Below are 18,450 nucleotides of genomic sequence, written 5' to 3'. Positions count from 1 at the left end.
GTCGCGCAGTTCCCCGCGCCCCTAAAGGGCGCGCCCTTGTTGCCCGGCGATTGAGAACTTGGCCGGCGATGAATTGAGGACTTAACCGGCGGCGAAGCGTTCCAAGGCCTCCACCACCATTGCGTGGTCCTCCAGTTGTGGTAGTCCCGATACCACCACCGTGCCGATTACGCCCGCTCCCTCCACCGTGATCGGGAAGGCTCCGCCGTGGGCGGCGTAGGTGTCCGGGTTCAGACGGGACGAGTCCTCGAACGTTGTGCCCTTGGCTCGGAAGCGGGTGCCGACCAGGAGGGAGGAGGCGGCGTAGCGGTCGACGACTCGGCGTTTGCGGTCGATCCAGGCGTCGTTGTCGGGGGTCGAGCCGGGGAGGGCGGCGTGGAAGAGCTGCTGGCCGGCGCGGCGGATGTCGATGGCGACGGGGGCGTTGCGGTCGCGGGCCAGTTCGACGAGGAGTGTGCCGAGGGTCCACGCGTCGTCGTAGGTGAAGCGGGGGAGCGTCAGGCGGCGCTCCTGCTCCTCGAGTTCGGCGATCGTGGGGGCCGTGGTGGCGGAGTCGGTGGTCACAGCGTCACCGTCACGTTCTCGCGGGCCGAGCGGCGGGCGGCTTCCAGTACGTCCAGGGCGGCGGCGGCCTCCAGTGCGGTGACCGGGTTCTCACCGGTGCCGCTCAGGGCTGCGGCGACGGCCGCGTAGTAGGCGGGGTACGCGCCCGGGAGGGTCGGGACCGGGGTGCCGCCGCCGGTCAGCGGGGACTCTCCGGAGCCGACGCGGCCCCACAGCTCCTCGGGCTCGACGCCCCACTCCTTCACCTTGCCCGCGGCCGGACGCTCGCCCTCGCGCAGGGCGGCCTCCTGGGGGTCGAGGCCGTACTTCACGTAACCGGCCTTCGAGCCCAACGTCCGGAAGCGCGGGCCGAGTTGGGCGGTCGTCGCGGAGGCGTAGAGGTGGGAGCGGACGCCGTTCGCGTGCGTGATGGCGATGAACGTGTCGTCGTCGGTCTCCGCGTCCGGGCGGCGTGCGTCCGACTCCGCGTACACCGCGGCCGCCGGGCCGAAGAGGACCAGGGCCTGGTCGACCACATGGCTGCCGAGGTCGTACAGCAGACCTCCGATCTCTGCGGGATCGCCGGACTCGCGCCAGCCGCCCTTGAGTTGGGGGCGCCAGCGTTCGAAGCGGGACTCGAAGCGGTGGACGTCACCGAGGTCGCCCTCGGTGATCAGCTTCTGGAGCGTCAGGAAGTCGTTGTCCCAGCGGCGGTTCTGGAAGACGGAGAGCAGCAGACCGCGTTCCTCGGCGAGGGCGGCGAGCTCGCGGGCCTCCGCCGCGGTGCCCGCGATCGGCTTGTCGACCACGACCGGGAGGTCCGCCTTGAGGGCGGCCGTCGCGATCGGGACGTGCGTCCTGTTCGGGGACGCGATGACGATCAGGTCCAACTCGTGGGCGCGCGGCCACAGTTCGTCGGGGGTCGTCGCGATCCGTACGTCCGGGAACTCGGCCCTCGCCTGCTGCTGCCGGTCCGCGTTCGCGGTGACGACCGTGTCGAGGACGAGCCCCTCGGTGGCGGAGATCAGCGGGGCGTGGAAGACGGAGCCCGCGAGCCCGTAGCCGACGAGGCCCACGCGGAAGGGGCCGTCGCGGAAGGGACCTTCGCGGAGGGAGGTGCCGGAGCCTGTGCCAGTCATGTCCTCCACTTAAGCAACGCTGTTGCCAAAGTGCAAGCACGGGGGACAATGGGGGTGTGGACGCGAGTGGTAGCGCAGGGGGGATCTGAGTGGCCGGCATCGGCGCGGGAGCTGGAGGCAGGTCCGGGGCCCGACCCGGGTCGGGCCCCGGACCTGCCTCCAGGGTGACCGGGGCGAACCTGCTCGCGCTGCGCAGCCACAACGCCGCGCTGCTGCTCGATCTGTTGCGGCGCGCCGGACGGATGGGGATCAGCCGCCTGGAGCTCGCGGAGCGTACGGGGCTGACACCCCAGGCCGTCAGCAAGATCACCGCTCGGTTGCGGGACGACGGGATGGTGACCGAGGCGGGACGGCAGGCCTCCACGGGAGGCAAACCGCGCACGGTGCTGCGGTTGGTGCCGGAGGCCGGACACGCGGTGGGGCTGCACCTCGACCGGGACGAGCTGCGGGTCGTGCTCGTCGATCTGACCGGGGCGGTCGCGGGAGAACGGCGGGCCGCGCTCGATCTGGGCGCCGGGGCGGAGGCCGTGCTGGGCGCGGTCGTGGCGGAGATCGGGGAGGTAGTGGCAGGGTCGGCCGCGGGGCGGTCGGGGGCTGTGCCCGGTCCGGACGCCGCTGCCAGGACCGCCGTCCTCGGTGTCGGCGTCGCCATGCCCGGCCCCCTCGACCACACCCACGGCGTGCTGCACCGCGTGACCGGGTTCCCCGAGTGGGACGGCTTCCCCTTGCGGGACGAGTTGGCGCGGCGGCTCGGGGTGCCGGTCGTGCTGGACAAGGACACGAACGCCGCGGCGCTCGGGCTGGCCGTCGGGGGTGAGGTCGGGGCCTTCGCGTATCTGCATCTCGGTACGGGGCTCGGGGCCGGGCTCGTACTCGGTGGGGCCGTCCACCGCGGGGCCCGCACCGGGGCGGGGGAGTTCGGACACCAGGTCATCCAGCTGGACGGGCCGCCCTGCTCGTGCGGCAACCGGGGCTGCGTCGAGGCGTTGTGCCTCGCGGCGGTGGCGCGGGGGGACGTGGACGAGGCGGCCCGTGTCCTCGGCGAAGGCGCCGCGAACCTCGTCTGGCTCCTCGACATCGACCTCATCCTGCTCGGCGGCCGCACCGTGGCCGCCGAGCCCGAGCGTTTCGTACGCGGTGTCGGTGCTGCCCTCGACGCCCATGCCCAGCGGGCGGGCGCGGGCAGCCCCGTGCCCGTGCGGGTTGCCTCCGGCGAGGCTCGGGCTGTGGCGGAGGGGGCGGCTCAGTTGCTGTTGGCGCCTTTGTTCGGGCGGGCCGAAGCGTGAGGAGGGGAAAGTGAGGCTTCCGCGGGTCCGACGTGATGTGCGGGTCGTGGAGGGCTGGTCGCGCAGTTCCCCGCGCCCCTAGGTGGGTCGGCCCTCGCCCCGGCTTGCCCGGCCTGCCCCGACCGGGCGCAATCCCACCCCCGAACGGCCCCCGCCCCAGCGCGTCGGAGCCGACACCCCGTAGCCCCCTGGCAAGCTCCCGTGTCCATGCGACTGAGCAAAGCCGTGTCTCTTGCCGTAACCGCTGCAGCCGCCCTCATCTCCGTGCCCGTCTCCGTGCCGGCGCAGGCCGTCGCCGCGCCCGGGCCGGATCGCCAGGCCGGCCGACCCGGACTCGACCGGCCCACCTGTGCCGCGCCGGGAAACCGTGAGTTCCCCGTCCGTACGAGGATCCACGGCGGGCCCACCGCGTACGACGCCGGAGGCGGGTTCCGGACCTGGTACATCGACCTCACCAACACCACCGACGCCACCTGCGGGAACATCCACCCGATCGTCGTCCTCGTGGACGGGAAGCGGGCGTTGAAGCCGGAGCAGCCGCGCCTCGAGTTCTACGACGGGGAGCGGCCCCGCCCTGTCACCTTCGAGCGGACCGACGAGGACGAGAGCATCGGGATCCTCGGCGCTCCCGAGGGAGGCCCCAAAGGCGATCCCGAACGCGAGGAGGACGCGTTCCCCGGATTCACCGTGCCGCCCGGCGCGACCCTCTCCGTCAAGATGCGGCTCGCGATCACCTCGGACGCGGTGGCCAACGACGTCGTCGCGAACGCGGCCGTCGTACAGCGGCACGAGGACGACGGCGAGTGGGTCGGGCAGTCGAACGACTACCGGTTCCGCATCGTCGACGAGGGCGACGGGAGCGACGAGGGCGACGGGGATGACGGGGGCGGCAAGGAAGACGCGGGCGATGCGGGTGTCACCGGCGACCCGGACGGTACCCCGGACGGCGGGGACGCCCCGACCCCCGTACCGGACGGCATCCCCTTCGCGGAGGAGCTGGCCAGGACTGGTCTGGACTCCCCGCGCGCGATCCTCGCGGCGACGGCCGGCGCGCTCCTGCTCCTCGGTGCCGGTGTCGCCGCACTCCTCACGGCCCGCCGCAGACGCTGAGCGCGGAGCCGGCCGCCCTCTCCCAAGTACGCACCAAGCACGCACCGAGCACGCACTGCCGCCCCCCAAGCACGCACCGCCGAAACCCGGCCCCAAGCCCTCCCCGGGAAGCCGCGCCCGCCCCCTCCACCAAGATCCAGCGGATGGCTAGTCTGGAGGCGTCGGCACACAGCTGTGACGGCGTCCCCCCACACCCCGCGCGGCACATCCGCACGGCACACCCGCACGGCTCACGCAGCACGCGTACGGCAGGAGACGGCACATGGCAGAGCGCAAGCCCATCGAATCGTGGCTCACCGACATGGACGGGGTGCTCATCCACGAGGGCGTGCCGATCCCCGGCGCCGACGCCTTCATAAAGAAGCTGAGGGAGTCGGGGAAGCCGTTCCTGGTCCTCACGAACAACTCCATCTACACGGCCCGTGACCTGCACGCCCGCCTCCGGCGAATGGGCCTGGACGTGCCCGTCGAGAACATCTGGACGTCCGCCCTGGCCACCGCCCAGTTCCTGGACGACCAGCGGCCCGAGGGCACGGCGTACGTCATCGGCGAGGCGGGCCTGACCACGGCCCTGCACGACATCGGGTACGTGCTGACCGACCACGACCCCGACTACGTGGTCCTGGGCGAGACCCGTACGTACTCCTTCGAGGCCATGACGAAGGCCGTGCGGCTGATCCAGGGCGGTGCCCGTTTCATCGCCACGAACCCCGACGAGACCGGCCCGTCCACCGAGGGCCCGCTGCCCGCCACCGGTGCCGTGGCCGCGCTGATCACCAAGGCGACCGGCAAGAAGCCGTACTTCGCGGGCAAGCCGAACCCGCTGATGATGCGTACGGGGCTCAACACCATCGGGGCGCACTCCGAGACCAGCGCGATGATCGGCGACCGCATGGACACGGACGTCCTGGCCGGTCTGGAGGCCGGGATGCAGACCTTCCTGGTCCTCACCGGTCTCACCGCGCCCTCGGAGATCGAGCGGTACCCGTACCGCCCGTCGAAGGTCGTCGACTCCATCGCGGACCTCGTCGACCGCGTCTGAGCCCCTCGTAGACCCGTAAACCTCCGGCTTCCCGCCGGGCACCCGTACGGAGCAGTGGAACCCTCCTCCGGATGCGCCACTGTGCCCCCGGGAGGAACCTTCAAGTGTCTGGAGGTTCACGATGGGCTCACTGCGACTCACTCTCTGTGCCGGGGCGGCGGTGGTGGTGGCCGCCGCGCTCGCCCCCGCCCCCTGCGCCCACGCGGCCGACGGAGGCGTCTCCGTGACCCCGGCGTCCCCGGCTCCCGGCAGCGACATCCAGCTGTGGGTCCGGGGCTGCACCGGAAGGACCGGCAGCGCCGCGTCCGAGGCGTTCGTCGCGGACGCGCAGCTCACCGGGCAGCCCGGGGCCCTGACCGGCGAGACCCGTGTCCGCTCGACGCTCACCCCCGGCACCTACGACGTCAAGGTCACCTGCGACGGCGTCGAGGACAAGGTCAAGGGCGACATCGCCGTCGGCCAGAAGAAGCAGGAGCAGGGCAAGCAGGACGAGCAGGGCAAGCATGACGGGCAGGGCAAGCACGACGGGCAGGGCAAGCATGACGGGCAGGGCAAGCATGACGGGCAGGAGAAGCAGCAGAAGCCGAGCACGCCCGCGTCCCCCGTCGCACCCGTGCACGCGGGCGGTGGCGGCACCGCGCGGCTCGCGGTCGTCGACGCCGAGTCGGAGGGGCCCGGCACCCGGCACGCGGTGGTCGGCCTCGTGCTGGCCGGTGTCGCCGCGGTCGCCGTGGCGGTGCGCAGCGCCCGCCGGGGGCGCGGCAGTACGGGCAGTACGGACTGACTGACCATGTCCGACCGGAAGCGCCGGGACGACGGGGAACGTACCTCCGGCAGTGGCCGGCTGCTCATGGGCGTGGCCTGGGCGCTGCTGCTGCTCGGGCTGTGGCTGTGGGGCCGCGAGGTGACCGACGTACGCCAGGGCATATCAGCGCCGACCACGGGTGACGTGGCGGCGGTCGGACGGCCGCTCGGCGTCGAACTGCCGCCCGCGGTCGAGCCGTTGGGGGACGCACGGCCGCAGCGCCTGGACATACCCGCGCTGCGCGTACAGGCACCCGTGGTGGCGCGCGGACTCGATTCGCGCGGGGCGATCGATCCGCCGCCGTACGGGCAGGCGGGGGTCGTGGGCTGGTACCGGGGCGGTGCGCAGCCGGGGGCGGCCGGGACCGCGCTGCTCGTCGGGCATGTGGACACGGAGACCCGGCCCGCGGTCTTCTACCACCTCAGCGAGGTGAAGCCGGGCGAGATGGTACGGGTGATCCGCGACGACGGCACGGTCGCGGAGTTCACCGTCGAGGACGTTCAGGTCTTCGCCCGGGACCGCTTCGACGCCCAGCAGGTGTACGGGACGCGGCAGTCCGGGCGCGCCGAGCTGCGCCTGATCACCTGCGGTGGCTCCTTCGACCGGTCCAGCCGTACCTACACGGCGAACGTGGTCGTCTCCGCGTATCTCAGCGGCACTGGCCTGTGACGCGATTCTGTGACGCGGTTCTCTGACGCGAATTTCTTGTGGGGCCCGCACCTGGCCCGGTCGACGACCCGCTCCCCCTGGAGCCGTCGACCGGGCTGGTCCTCGACCGTGCGCGCACGGGCTGCGGGAGTAACCCGGCGACCGGCACGGGAGGTTCAGGGGCCCATCCGGACATGGGCGGATGGTCTGGACAGCCGGGGGCCGGGGCCGTCTGAGGAAGACTCTAGAACGGATGAGCGCTCCGGCCTAGGGTCTGATTGACGCCAAGTCCCGGACCGGTGGCGCTGTGTTATCCGCGCAGCTAGTCGCCGGGTGGCTGCCGGTTTATGGGCGTTCCGGACGCCCGCGGCCCAGCTCCGCGGCGTCCTCCGTGCGCGCGATCACCGCCATCGCGACATCGGCGAGGGGCAGGCGGCGGCTGCGCGCGTACTGGCGCAGCGCCATGAACGCCTCGTCGACCCCGGTCCGCCAGCGCTCGGCGAGCATGCCCTTCGCCTGCTCGATGAGTACGCGGCTGGAGAGGGCCCCTTGAAGCTGGCCGGCCAGAGTGCGGTACTGGGCGTGCATGCGATGGTTGGTGAGCCCGAGCGCGGCCGCGTCGGCCAGGGTCTGCGCGAGGCGCAGCCCCGACCGCTCCTCCCACACCGGGTGCTCGGGCCGGGCCGACGGTTCGGCCGGTTCGGGTATCTGGGTCATCTCGTGTATATCGGGTATCTCGTGCGTATCGGGCGGATCGGGTGGCTCCGGCACGAAGACGTTGAGCGCGCCCAGCCGCGTCCTGTCCCGGCGCAGCGGCACCGCGAAGGTGCCCTCGACGTCGTAGCGCAGCGCCCGTTCCGTGAAGTCGGGCCAGCGGGAGGCGGCGTGGGCCGCGCGGATCGCGACCGGCGGGACCGGTTCCCCGGTGCCGTAGCTGTCCAGGCAGGGCCCGCCGTGGTGCTGGACCTCCAGCAGGTCGAGCGCCAGCTCCTGTTGGCGGCTGCTCACGCCGAACGACACCGCCTCGCCGCCCTCGATCAGCATGATGCCGGCCGCCGAGGCCTCCAGGAGGGCCACGCAGTGGTCGGAGAGCCGTTGCAGGTAGACCTCCGTGTCGAAGGCCTCGGAGAGTGTGTCGGCGGCCTCCACGAGGGCCGCCCCGAGCCGGATCTCCCGGTTGCTGTGGTGCATCTCCGCGCCCTTCCCGAGATCGGCCCCGCCACCCGCCCCGCCGTCCGGCGCCTACCCGGTCGGGAGGGGGTGTAACAGCTGGCCGACAAGGGCGCGACCGCGCTCGTGGCGGCTAGACACGTATGTCAGGATTGGTACTTCTGAAGGTGCACCCGAGGGGGAGTTCGATGTACGGGAGCAGGGGGGCTGTGTCTCTTTTCACTTCAGGGACGCTGGCCAGGGCGTCCGTGGCGGCGGCCGGAGCTGTGCTGCTGCTCGCGGGGTGTTCGTCCTCGGGCGACGACGGCGAGAAGGAGAAGTCGGGCGCCAAGGTGAGCCAGCAGCCCAAGGACAAGGACCCGTTCTGGGTCAATCCCGATGGGAACGCGGCCGAGCAGGTGGCCTCGTATGTGGAGGACGGCAAGGACGCGGACGCCGAGCTGATCCGCAGGATCGCCGAGCATCCCACCGGGGAGTGGCTCACTCCGGAGAACGCCGAGCAGGAGGCGCGCGGCTTCACCGAGGCCGCCGAGAAGGCCGACCGGGACGCGCTGCTCGTCGTCTACAACATTCCGCACCGCGACTGCGGCCAGTTCTCCGGCGGCGGCGCCGCGGACGGGAACGCGTACCGGGCCTTCATCGACCAGGTCGCCGCGGGTATCGGTGATCGCCCGGCCACGGTGATACTGGAGCCGGACGCCGTCCTGCACATAGTGGACGGCTGCACTCCGGACGAGTTCCACGAGGAGCGCTACGACCTCCTCAAGGGCGCGGTCGAGAAGCTCAAGTCCCTGAAGAACACGAAGGTCTACCTGGACGCCGGCAACGCGGGCTGGGGCAAGTCCGACGACATCTCCGAGCCGCTGAAGCTGGCGGGCGTCGAGGCGGCCGACGGCTTCTCGGTCAACGTGTCCAACTTCTACACGACCGAGGACAGCACGAAGTACGGCAAGGAACTGTCGGCGAAGATCGGCAACAAGCCGTTCGTGATCGACACCAGCCGCAACGGCAACGGCCCGTATACGGAAGGCGACCCGCAGGACAACTGGTGCAACCCGCCGGGCCGCGCGCTCGGCGAGACGCCCACCATCAGCACCGGCGACGACCTCGTCGACGCCTACCTGTGGGTCAAGCGCCCCGGCGAGTCCGACGGCACCTGCAAGGGCGGCCCGAAGGCGGGCCAGTGGTGGCCGGAGTACGCGCTGGAACTCGCGAAGGCCAGCAAGTAGCGGCCTGCACGTAGACACGTAGAAGGGGCGTCCTCCACACCGGAGGGCGCCCCTTCTACGTGATGTCCTCTGACTCTCAGGGGGTCAGCGGGTAACTCCCGGTCGCGGTCAGGGCACCTTGACCCACTGGGCCTTGCTCGGGGTGCCCTGGTCGTCCGTCACGAACAGCATGTACCAGCCGGACTGGACCAGATTGCGGCTCTTCGGGACGGTGACCTCTATGCCGTTGCCCTTCTTCTCGAAGTCCAGGGCGATGGACCGCTGGTCGACGTCGGTGACGTGCGTGGACGCGCTCGGCCTGATCAGGCGGGCCGACTTGATGGACGAGGCGTGCTGCGAGGAGAACGTCGCCGAATCGCCGCGCTCGATGGTCTTCGGACCTCCGGAGAGCGTGGGCCGCGAGCCCTGGTAGAGGTACGGCGGCGTGTAGATCTCGACGCGCTGCTCGAACTTGCCGGGCTTGGTGTTGGCCTTGTCGGCGTAGAGCGAGTCCGAGCCGAAGAACATCACGCGGCCGTCGGGCAGCAGGATCGAGCCCGAGTGGTAGTTGCGGCCCACCAGCGGGTCGGCGACGCGCTTGAACTCGTTGCTCTTCGAGTCGTACAGCCGCGCCTGGAGGATGTTGGAGTCGCCGCGGCCGCGGTAGTCCTCGGAGCCGCCGGACACCAGCACGTTGTCGTCGGGCAGGACCGAGTACTGCGGATAGCGGGTGCCCTTCTCCAGGTCGGGCCCGTCCACGAACTTCGGGTCGTCCGCCAGCAGGTCGACGATGCGGGTCTTCTTGCTGGACAGCTTGGACTCGCCGACCCCGCCGCCGCCGATCACCATGTACTTCTCGTCCTGCGCGGGCGGCAGCAGCACCGTGCCCGCGGTCTCCAGGAGCTTCGGGTCGGACATGCCCGAGAGCTTCTTGAACTTGTTCGTCTTCAGGTCCCAGACGCCCGGGTCACGGCCGACGTCGTCCGGGCCGTAGCCGGCGTTCGCGCCCGAGTAGAACAGCTTGCCGTTCTGCATCAGGGAGATCGCCGGGTACGTCGGGAACTGCATGACGTCCTTGGTGTACGTCCACTCCTTGGTCTTCGGGTCGTACACCTCGTTCTTGCCCGGCACCAGCTGGCCGATCTCGTCCAGGCCGGAGAGGCTGAGGATCTTGCCGTCGGACAGCGTGGTGAGCGTCGGGTACCAACGCGCCTCGTTCATCGGGTCGACCTTGATGTACTTCTCGGCGACCGGGTCGAACTCGTAGGCGTCCTTGATGCCCTGGAAGTCCTTCTTGTCGAGGGCGATCTTCTGGGCGATGCCGTACGTGTTGCGCGCGTCGGCGCCCGACAGGCCCTGGATCCGGTAGTTGTCCTGCGTGCCCGTCTCGTACTTGGCGCCGCGCTTCTCCGCCTCGACATAGATGCGGCCGAGGCCCGGCTCGTTGCGCAGGAACTTGCCGGTCTCCTTGTCGAAGACCTTCTTCGCGCGCTCGACGACGACCGGGTCCTTCGACTCGAACGTCTTGCCGTTCTCCTTGCCCGTGAAGCGGGTGCCCGCGGGCAGGGTGATCGGCCTGTCCGGGTTCTCGTTGTGGACGATCATCAGGCCGCCGGCCTTGGTGACGTCGCCCTTGAGCTTCTCGTAGCGCTTCGTGCCGCCCGCGATCAGCAGATTGCCGTTGGGCAGCTGCGTATGACCCGTGCAGAACAGGTCGGCCGGGGTGGGGACCTTCTTGATCGAGTTCTTGACCGGGTCCCAGACGCGGGTGTCGAACTTCTTCGCGTCGAAGTTGTCCTGGTTGTTGCCGGAGCCCGCGATCAGCAGGATCTTGCCGGTGTGCAGGAGCGCGGCGTGGATGGTGTTGAGCCGGTACTCCTCGGGGAACTCGACGATGTCCCACTTGCCGTTGTCGGCCTTGTACTCGGGTCTGTTGATCTTGTACTCGTGGTACTGGTCCGACCCGAAGCGGTAGAGCGCGGGTCCGTTCATCCCGGCCAGCGCAAGCACCACCGCCGCACCTATCGCGATGCGGCGGGCGCGGCGGCGGCTGGAACCGTCTTTCATTTCTTATGTCCCCCAAGGGCAATCTGCACGGTCTGGTCGTTCCCTCCGTCGGCCGCCCAGCTCGGCTTGTGCTGGGGCGTGTGCGGTGCGGACGGAGGCTGTTGGGTCTGGTGGTGGGGAATCCGGCTGTCCTGCGCGGGCGCCGGCGGCTCCTTGGGCGCGTCACCGTGCCGGTGCTTCCGCCCCTTCTTCTCCTGCCGCATCATCCAGCGCCACGCGAACATCGGCGAGGCGGTGATGAGGAGCGCGAACGACGCCCAGATGATCATCGCCGGGTGGGAGTGGCCGTAGACGAAGCCGGCGGCGATCGAGGCGGCGAAGATCACGATGAAGTACCAGTGGTACCGGAAGGTCGCGAACCAGCGGTCCGGGCTCGCGGAGTCGCCCTTCGGGGTGACCACGAACTTGCTCTTGCGGCGCAGCACGGAGTCGATCAGCGCCTTCGCGTAGAGCGGCGCCGACAACGCGGACATGATCATGCCGGCCACACCGCCGGAGCCCTCCGGCTCGTGCGGCGAGACGTTGTGGCGGCGGTTCCAGACGTAGAGGCCGATCTGCAGCGCGGAGGCGTTGCCGTAGAGCATCAGCCAGATCGCCGGGTCGATGTTCACACCCGAGGCGCCCAGGCCCAGGAACAGCGCACAGCTCAGCGCCGCCAGAAGCCAGTTGAGGGCCGACATCGGGTAGAAGATGATCATCATCGTGTAGTTGAAGAGCTTGCTCGGCGGCAGCGAGTACCAGCCCTTCCAGTACTGCTTGAGGATCGTCTCGTACGTCCCTCGCGACCAGCGCATCTGCTGGGTGAAGAAGTCCGTCCAGGCGCTCGGGCCCTCACCGACGGCCAGCACGTCCGGCGTGTAGACCGAGCGCCACTTCTTGCCCGTCGCCGGGTTCTTGTGGCGGTGGATCTCGAAGCCGGTCGCCATGTCCTCGGTGATCGAGTCGTACAGACCGCCGATCTGCTTCAGCGCCGTGATGCGTACGGCGTTGGAGGTGCCCACGAACATCGGCGAGCCGTACCGGTTGCCGGCCCGCTGGATCAGCGCGTGGAACAGGAACTGCTGCGACTCGGCGGCCTTGGTGATCGGGTTGTCGTAGTTGCCGTAGACCTGCGGGCCGATGACGAAGCCGACGTTCGGGTCGCGGAAGAAGCCGAGCATCCGCTCCAGGTAGTTGGGCAGCGGGACGTGGTCGGTGTCGACGGAGGCGAAGTAGTCGTAGTTGTCGCCGTGCGCGTCCAGCCACGCGTTGTAGTTGCCGTGCTTGGTCTTGGCGCGGTGCGGGCCCTTCTTCTGGTTCCACTTCGCGACGCCCTTGCGGGAGAAGTGGTGCACGCCCAGACGCTCGCAGACCGCCTTCACCTCGGGGTCGTCGCCCTCGTCGAGCAGCCAGACATGCATGAGGCCGCGGTGACGGATCTTGACCGCGGCTTCCAGGGTCTTCGTCACCATCTCCAACGGCTCCTTGCCGGGCACGAAGGAGGTGAGGAACGCCACTCTGGTGCCGGTCTCCGGGACCACCGGGATGGGGTCGCGGGCGACGAGGGTGGCGTGCGCGTTGGACAGCACGTTCATGCAACGGAACAGCTCGATCAGACCGATCGAGATCAACATCACGACATCGAGGTGCTCGAGGTAGGCGTTGGGCACGTAGTCGCGCTTGGTCCAGTGCGTCGGCTGGAGCAGCCAGGCGAGCAGCACGAGGGACAGCAGCGGCGCGGCGCCCAGCATGAGGGCAGCGCGCAGCCGGTGCGGCTCCTGCGAGAGCAGCGAGCGGTACTGCACCTTGTACGGCTTCGTCGGATCGGGCTGCGTGAGAGGACCAGCGAGCCGGCTGTAGTGCTCGTAGTCGTATCTCGGCAGATTCTTCTTGATTCTCCGGAAGCTCCCGGTCCGAGTCTGTGACGGCACCCTCAACTGGGTCGTCTCGGACGGATCGGAGTTCTGCCGGGCGCCCGTCGGCGTCGACGTCATGAGTCATCCCCCCACACGCGAAACAGCGCGTGCTCGTTGTTCCGTTCGCCCACTCATGTCCCCCTAGACATTCACAGGCGCATCAACAGCAGGCCCCCGCCACCACATCATCTACATACCCTATAGACATGGCGCACCGGCCCTACGGTTGCATGATGCCCCCCTCGACATCCGTTCATGAACGGGGCCCCCTGTCCCCGCCTCGGAACGCAACCGGTTCCAAGCCCCCAACTGCCCCGTGACCGCAGCCCCTTGGCAGACCAAAGTTCAGGGTTCTACGTCATTCATCATGATCGCAAGATGCGAAACGCGGTGTTTACCGGTCATACGCGCTCATTGGGGTGCCTGATGGTCTCGTTCGGTGCCGTTGCGGTCAAGCGTCTACGGATGTTGCCGAAGTGTTCTCTTATGGCGTCCTCAGCCCTGATCGCATCGCCGGATCGCACCGCGTCGAGGATCTCCCGGTGCTGCCGGCAGGTGATCTTCGGATCCTGCGGCAGCTCCACGAGATCCGTGCGTACGCGGTGGAAGGCGTCCCAGAACGCCTCCAGGAGCTCGCTCAGGAGGAGGTTCCCCATGCCCCGGTAGAGGGTGGCGTGAAAGGCGCGGTCGGTCTCGGCGAGGCCGGTGCCCGCGGCGGCCTCCGCCCCCATACGGTCGACCAGGGCGTCCAGTTCGGTGAGGTCCTCCGCCGGGACCCGGCCCGCGAGACGGGTGATCAGCCCGGTCTCCACGGCCTCGCGCAGCTGAAGGAGCTGGAGCAGGCTGTCCTCGCCGCGGTAGTGCCCGGCGACCGTGCGGAAGGCGAGGCCCTCGATCATCGGCGCCATGGACATCGGACCGACATACGTGCCGAAGCCGTGCCGGATCTCGACGATGCCCATCGCCTGGAGCGCCTTCAGGGCCTCGCGCACGGAGTTCCGGCTGGCGCCGAGCAGCTCCATGAGCTCGGGCTCGGTCGGCAGTACGGCACCCGAGGGCAGCCGTCGGTCAATGATGAGCTTCTTGATCCGCTCCTGAAGGTCGCGCGCCATGGCGAGAGGGTAGCCGTAGCCTCCGGCGGTTCGGCGGCTCGTGTTGTTACGGGTTGTGTTCCTGGTGCGGGTGGGTGGGGGCTGGTCGCGCAGTTCCCCGCGCCCCTGAGGTGGCTGGGTGGCCGGGACCGGGGCGTCGTCTGCGGGGATCGGGCCGCACCCCGGCCCCGATAGGGGCGCGGGGAACTGCGCGAGCAACCCCCACTCACTCGCAGCCGACCACCGACCCGCCGGAGGCACCCGCACCCCCCTTTACATCATTCGGACCGTCAACATGCGACACCCGGTGACAGTTGAGAAACTGACGGACGTGCAGAAGCGCGGACATTTCCACCTGGAGTGTGAGGGGAATCGCATGGCAGCTCCGGTATTCGAGGAATTCGATCCCGAGAGCGGCTGTGAATGCCCCGGATGCAAGCACTGGCGGCGCGTCCTGCCGCATTCGGCGGCCGGCGGAATCGGCGGGCACCCGGCGGCCCACCGCGCGCTCGTGCTCGCGGCCGCCGCGGGCACGGCGCTCGGCGCGGGGCACGCGGCGGTGGCCGTCGCCGCCGCGCACGCCCCGCAGCGGCCCGGCGTTCCCACGGCTGACGAGCCCGACACACCGCAGGGCGGCAAGGCCCCGCTGCACGGGCCGGGAGGTGTTCCGGCCAAGGTCAAGGCGCCCCCGACGACCCGGGCCGAGATCATCAACCGGGCCAAGGTGTGGGTCGAGGCGGCGGTGCCGTACAGCATGAGCGAGTACTGGTCCGACGGCTACCGCCAGGACTGCTCGGGCTATGTCTCGATGGCCTGGAACCTCGGCGGGAACGAGTGGACGGGCAGCCTCCACACGTACGGCGTCCGCATTTCCAAGGACCAGCTCCAGCCCGGGGACATTCTGCTGTTCCACAACCCGGCGGACCCCGAAAAAGGGTCGCACGTTGTGATTTTCGGCGGCTGGACGGATTACACGCGGAGCCATTACCTCGCGTACGAGCAGACCCGCCCGCACACCCGCAGGCAGGCCACTCCTTACGCCTACTGGAGCCATTCCGACCGCTATCTGGCCTACCAGTACAAAGGGGTGAGGACGGGGACGGGAGGTTCGGACCCGGCTTCCCCCGCCGACCCGAAAACCCCGGCGACCCCCGTCAAGTTCCCGGCGTCTCCGGCGTCTCCAGCGACGGATCCGGCCACAGCCGCCTACCCGGGCGCGGCCGCCTTCGGGCCCGGGGCGAACAACGCGAACGTGACCCGGCTGGGGCGGATGCTCGTCGCGCGAGGTGCCGGCGCGTACTACTCGGCGGGGCCCGGGCCGCGCTGGTCGGAGGCGGACCGGCGGGCGACCCAGGCGTTCCAGCGGGCGCAGGGCTGGACCGGGGCCGACGCGAACGGGTTTCCGGGGCCGACGACCTGGTCGTACCTGGTGAACGGGAAGGGCCGCGACATCAGGGTCGCGAGCGGCGGGAGCCCGGGCACCCCCGCACTGCCCCCGGCCGGAGGCGTCGCCTCGCACGGCGTCGCCGGCTATCCCGGGCGGGCGCTGTTCCGGCCCGGGGCCAGCAACACATACGTCACCCAGCTCGGGAAGCAGCTGGTGAGGAAGGGGTTCGGCAAGTACTACACGCAGGGTCCGGGGCCGCGCTGGGGCGAGGGCGACCGGCGCAACGTCGAGGCGTTCCAGCGCGCGCAGGGGTGGCGCGGCGGGGCGGCGGACGGTTACCCGGGGCCCGAGACGTGGCGGCGGCTCTTCTCCTGAGGGCTCTCGACGGCCCCTGACGGCACCTCTCTCTTGGCAGTTCTTCCTGGCGCGGAGGCACGGAGGCACGTATGACCACGACGACTTCACAGTCCCCGGAGTTCGAGGGGACCCCAGAGGCGGGTGGCCGCGGGGCGCGGCTCATCCACAACGAGGCGACCACCGAGATCCCGGTCCACCTGCTGTTCCGCGACGAGCCCGAGCCGGTGTCCGTACCGCTCGCGCCCGCCGTCGTGAGCCGGCGGCGGGGCACGGGCGAGCAGCCGCGGGTCCCCCGGCGCGCATCCGCCCCGGTGAAACCGCGGCCGGTGCCCGAGGTCGACCCCGACCTGGTGGAGCGGCCCGCACGCGTACTGCCGGGCGCGGCCGGGGTGCTGGCCGGAACGGTCGGTGCGGCCGGCTGTGTGCTGGCGTCGTGGTGGGCGGGCGTACTGCCGGCGCTCGCCGTGGACGCGCTGGGGCTGCCGACGCACACGGGTGCCGGGCTGCGCGGACCGCAGTGGGCGGCGCTCGCCGGGTCCGGGGCGCTCGGCCTGTTCGGGTTCGGCGGGCTGGCCCGCGGCCGCACCGGACGCGCCTGGGTGCTCGGCCTCTTCGGCCGCTACCGGGGCACGGTCCGCCGCACCGGGCTGATGTGGGTGAACCCGCTGCTGCTGCGCCGCCGGATCGACGTACGCCTGCGGCACTGGCGCAGCGATCCGATGCCCGCGGTCGACGCGAACGGGGTCGCGCTGCGCGTCGTCGTGCTCGTCGTCTGGCGGGTGAAGGACACCGCCCGCGCCGCGCTCGGCGTCGAGGACCACCAGCGGTATCTGCGCGAGTGCGTCGAGGCGGCGCTCGCCCGGGTGCTCGCGCAGCTGCCCGCCGATGTGTCGCCGGGTGCGCCCAGGGCCGCGGACGCCGCGACCCTGCGCAACACGGAGGCCGTCAGCGACTCGCTGACCCGCATCGTGGCCGCGGACGCGGGGGCGGTCGGCCTCCAGGTGTTCTCCGCGCAGCCGGTCCGCGTCGAGTACGCGCCCGAGGTCGCCGCCGTGATGCAGCGCCGCCGGATCGCGGCCCTGGACGCCCAGCACCGCGACAAGGTCCTCACCTCGGTCGTCGACTCCGTCGAGGACACGGTGACCCGGCTGACCGTACGCGGGCTCGTCGAACTCGACGACTACGAGCGCAAGGCTCTGGTGAAGGATCTGACGGTGGCGTTCTATACGGGACATGGAGATCGCTGACCGACGTACGCCCGCTGGAGAACGCCCCACACTGTCCGAGCTCGCCTCGGACGCCTGGAGCCTGACCGACGGCACACCGCGCGCCGTGCTGGGCCTCGCGGGTCCGCCCGGCGCCGGGAAGTCGACCCTCGCCCGCGCCCTGGTCGCGCACCTCGGGGAGGGGGCCGCCTATCTCCCGCTCGACGGCTTCCACCTCTCCAACGCCCAGCTGGAGCGCCTCGGCCTGACCGCCCGCAAGGGCTCCGAGCCGAGCTTCGACGTATGGGGGTACGTCGACCTGCTGCGCCGGGTCCTCGACGAGACCGGCCGCGACATCTACGTACCGGACTACGACCGCACGCTCGACGAGCCCGTCGCGGCGCGGCACGTGGTGCCCCCGGCCGCCCGGCTCGTCGTCACCGAGGGGAACTACCTCGCCTGCGATCTGCCGGGGTGGCGGGACGCGTACGTGTTCATGGGGGAGTGCTGGTACGTGGAGGCGCCCGGGGACGTGCGTCAAGTGAGGCTGTTGGAGCGGCAGTTGGCAGGTGGGAGGAACGAGGTGGAGGCGCGGGACTGGGTCGCGACGAACGACGATCCGAACGGGGAGCTCGTGGAGAAGTCGCGGGACCGCTGCCACCGAATCCTCACCACGATTGGTATGGACCCATCCTCTTTTTGATATGGACACAGCCAACAACCGGCAATAATCTGGAACTTGGTCTAGACCTGAATCATCGTCATACGCATCGCGATGCGCACGCACAGCTCACGGAACTTCCCCCACGTTCTCCAGGAGCGGCAGCATGCGGAAAAAGACGAAGTGGTACGCCACCGTGGTGGGGCTCGCCACCACGGGAGCGTTCGTGCTCTCCAGCGGCGGTGCCACCGGCCACGGCTACACCGACCTCCCCATCAGCCGGCAGAAGCTCTGCCAGAACGGCACCGTGACCAACTGCGGTGCCATCCAGTGGGAGCCCCAGAGTGTCGAGGGGCCCAAGGGCTTCCCGGCGGCCGGTCCCGCCGACGGCCAGATCTGCTCGGCGAACCACGCCAACTTCGGTGCTCTCAACCAGCCGAGGACGCCGTCCGGCGGTGCCTGGCCGACGACCAAGGTCAACGGCGGGCAGAGCTACACCTTCCGCTGGCAGTTCACGGCCATGCACGCCACGACCGACTTCAAGTACTACATCACCAAGAACGGCTGGAACCAGAACCACGCGCTGAGCCGCTCGGACCTGGACACCACGCCGTTCCTCACCGTCCCCTACAACGGCCAGCGCCCGCCGTCCACGCTCTCGCACAGCGGCACGGTCCCCGGCGGCAGGAGCGGGCACCACGTGATCCTCGCGGTGTGGACGATCGCCGACACGGCGAACGCGTTCTACGCCTGCTCGGACGTCACGTTCTGAACGCCCGACCTCTGAGCATCCCTTGAGGCTCTTCCGCACCCCCCACGGGTAGGTTCCACGCACG

16 protein-coding genes are annotated in these 18,450 nt (G+C 70.2%); 10 read left to right on the top strand and 6 right to left on the bottom strand.

Annotation, left to right across the window (positions count from 1 at the left end; all coding sequences use genetic code 11):
• Positions 1–81 precede the first annotated feature (81 nt).
• Both GAS53_RS06590 and GAS53_RS06585 read right to left on the bottom strand, forming a co-directional pair.
• Complete coding sequence (locus tag GAS53_RS06590) at positions 82–564, bottom strand: heme-degrading domain-containing protein (RefSeq protein WP_151476494.1); 483 nt, start codon at positions 562–564, stop codon at positions 82–84.
• Positions 561–1,682: a Gfo/Idh/MocA family oxidoreductase gene (locus tag GAS53_RS06585; protein WP_151476493.1), complete on the bottom strand. Its 1,122-nt coding sequence runs from the start codon at positions 1,680–1,682 to the stop codon at positions 561–563. The genes GAS53_RS06590 and GAS53_RS06585 overlap by 4 nt, the downstream gene beginning before the upstream one ends.
• Before the next feature lie 164 nt (positions 1,683–1,846).
• Here GAS53_RS06585 and GAS53_RS06580 point away from each other — a divergent pair, with 164 nt between their 5' ends.
• The 5 genes from GAS53_RS06580 (at position 1,847) to GAS53_RS06560 (ending at position 6,594) form a co-directional block, all read left to right on the top strand.
• Positions 1,847–2,968, top strand: a complete 1,122-nt coding sequence (locus GAS53_RS06580) for an ROK family transcriptional regulator (RefSeq protein ID WP_225858781.1) — start codon at positions 1,847–1,849, stop codon at positions 2,966–2,968.
• Positions 2,969–3,193: 225 nt separating this feature from the next.
• A complete protein-coding gene (locus GAS53_RS06575) occupies positions 3,194–4,078 on the top strand; it encodes a hypothetical protein (RefSeq protein WP_318721401.1) in 885 nt (294 codons plus the stop codon).
• Positions 4,079–4,340: 262 nt separating this feature from the next.
• Positions 4,341–5,120, top strand: a complete 780-nt coding sequence (locus GAS53_RS06570) for an HAD-IIA family hydrolase (protein WP_151476490.1) — start codon at positions 4,341–4,343, stop codon at positions 5,118–5,120.
• Positions 5,121–5,241: 121 nt separating this feature from the next.
• Positions 5,242–5,904, top strand: coding sequence for a hypothetical protein (locus GAS53_RS06565; protein WP_151476489.1), 663 nt, complete (start codon positions 5,242–5,244; stop codon positions 5,902–5,904).
• A gap of 6 nt (positions 5,905–5,910) precedes the next feature.
• Positions 5,911–6,594, top strand: coding sequence for a class F sortase (locus GAS53_RS06560; RefSeq protein ID WP_151476488.1), 684 nt, complete (start codon positions 5,911–5,913; stop codon positions 6,592–6,594).
• Positions 6,595–6,918: 324 nt separating this feature from the next.
• Here the strand turns inward: GAS53_RS06560 and GAS53_RS06555 are convergent, their stop codons facing one another.
• Positions 6,919–7,764, bottom strand: a complete 846-nt coding sequence (locus tag GAS53_RS06555; protein ID WP_151476487.1) for an ANTAR domain-containing protein — start codon at positions 7,762–7,764, stop codon at positions 6,919–6,921.
• Between the two features lie 167 nt (positions 7,765–7,931).
• On the opposite strand from GAS53_RS06555, the gene GAS53_RS06550 reads away from it, so the two are divergent.
• Positions 7,932–8,972 (top strand): glycoside hydrolase family 6 protein, encoded by a 1,041-nt coding sequence (locus GAS53_RS06550; RefSeq protein ID WP_151476486.1) that lies wholly within the window; start codon positions 7,932–7,934, stop codon positions 8,970–8,972.
• A 108-nt stretch (positions 8,973–9,080) separates the two neighbouring features.
• Here GAS53_RS06550 and GAS53_RS06545 read toward each other — a convergent pair whose 3' ends face one another.
• The 3 genes from GAS53_RS06545 to GAS53_RS06535 all read right to left on the bottom strand — a co-directional run bounded on the left by GAS53_RS06545 (position 9,081) and on the right by GAS53_RS06535 (position 14,025).
• Positions 9,081–11,018: a radical copper oxidase GlxA gene (locus tag GAS53_RS06545; RefSeq protein WP_151476485.1), complete on the bottom strand. Its 1,938-nt coding sequence runs from the start codon at positions 11,016–11,018 to the stop codon at positions 9,081–9,083.
• Entirely contained in the window at positions 11,015–12,991 is a 1,977-nt protein-coding gene (locus GAS53_RS06540; protein WP_151476484.1) for a glycosyltransferase family 2 protein, read from the bottom strand. Before GAS53_RS06540 ends, GAS53_RS06545 begins: the two co-directional genes overlap by 4 nt.
• 323 nt (positions 12,992–13,314) lie before the next feature.
• Positions 13,315–14,025, bottom strand: coding sequence for a FadR/GntR family transcriptional regulator (locus tag GAS53_RS06535; protein WP_151476483.1), 711 nt, complete (start codon positions 14,023–14,025; stop codon positions 13,315–13,317).
• A 355-nt stretch (positions 14,026–14,380) separates the two neighbouring features.
• On the opposite strand from GAS53_RS06535, the gene GAS53_RS06530 reads away from it, so the two are divergent.
• The 4 genes from GAS53_RS06530 to GAS53_RS06515 all read left to right on the top strand — a co-directional run bounded on the left by GAS53_RS06530 (position 14,381) and on the right by GAS53_RS06515 (position 18,386).
• Entirely contained in the window at positions 14,381–15,766 is a 1,386-nt protein-coding gene (locus tag GAS53_RS06530; protein WP_151476482.1) for a peptidoglycan-binding protein, read from the top strand.
• 71 nt (positions 15,767–15,837) lie between these two features.
• A complete protein-coding gene (locus GAS53_RS06525; protein WP_151476481.1) occupies positions 15,838–16,995 on the top strand; it encodes an SPFH domain-containing protein in 1,158 nt (385 codons plus the stop codon).
• On the top strand, positions 16,982–17,656 hold the full coding sequence (locus GAS53_RS06520) for a nucleoside/nucleotide kinase family protein (RefSeq protein ID WP_151476480.1): 675 nt from the start codon (positions 16,982–16,984) through the stop codon (positions 17,654–17,656). The genes GAS53_RS06525 and GAS53_RS06520 overlap by 14 nt, the downstream gene beginning before the upstream one ends.
• A 124-nt stretch (positions 17,657–17,780) precedes the next feature.
• Positions 17,781–18,386 carry a lytic polysaccharide monooxygenase auxiliary activity family 9 protein gene (locus tag GAS53_RS06515; RefSeq protein WP_151476479.1) on the top strand — a complete coding sequence of 202 codons (606 nt, stop codon included), beginning with the start codon at positions 17,781–17,783 and terminating at the stop codon, positions 18,384–18,386.
• Positions 18,387–18,450: the final 64 nt, after the last annotated feature.

The sequence above is a fragment of the Streptomyces albicerus genome, assembly GCF_008905045.1.
Classification (GTDB): Bacteria; Actinomycetota; Actinomycetes; order Streptomycetales; family Streptomycetaceae; genus Streptomyces; species Streptomyces albicerus.
Note: the sequence above shows the minus strand (reverse complement) of the source record. Positions and strands in the feature narration are given on the sequence as shown.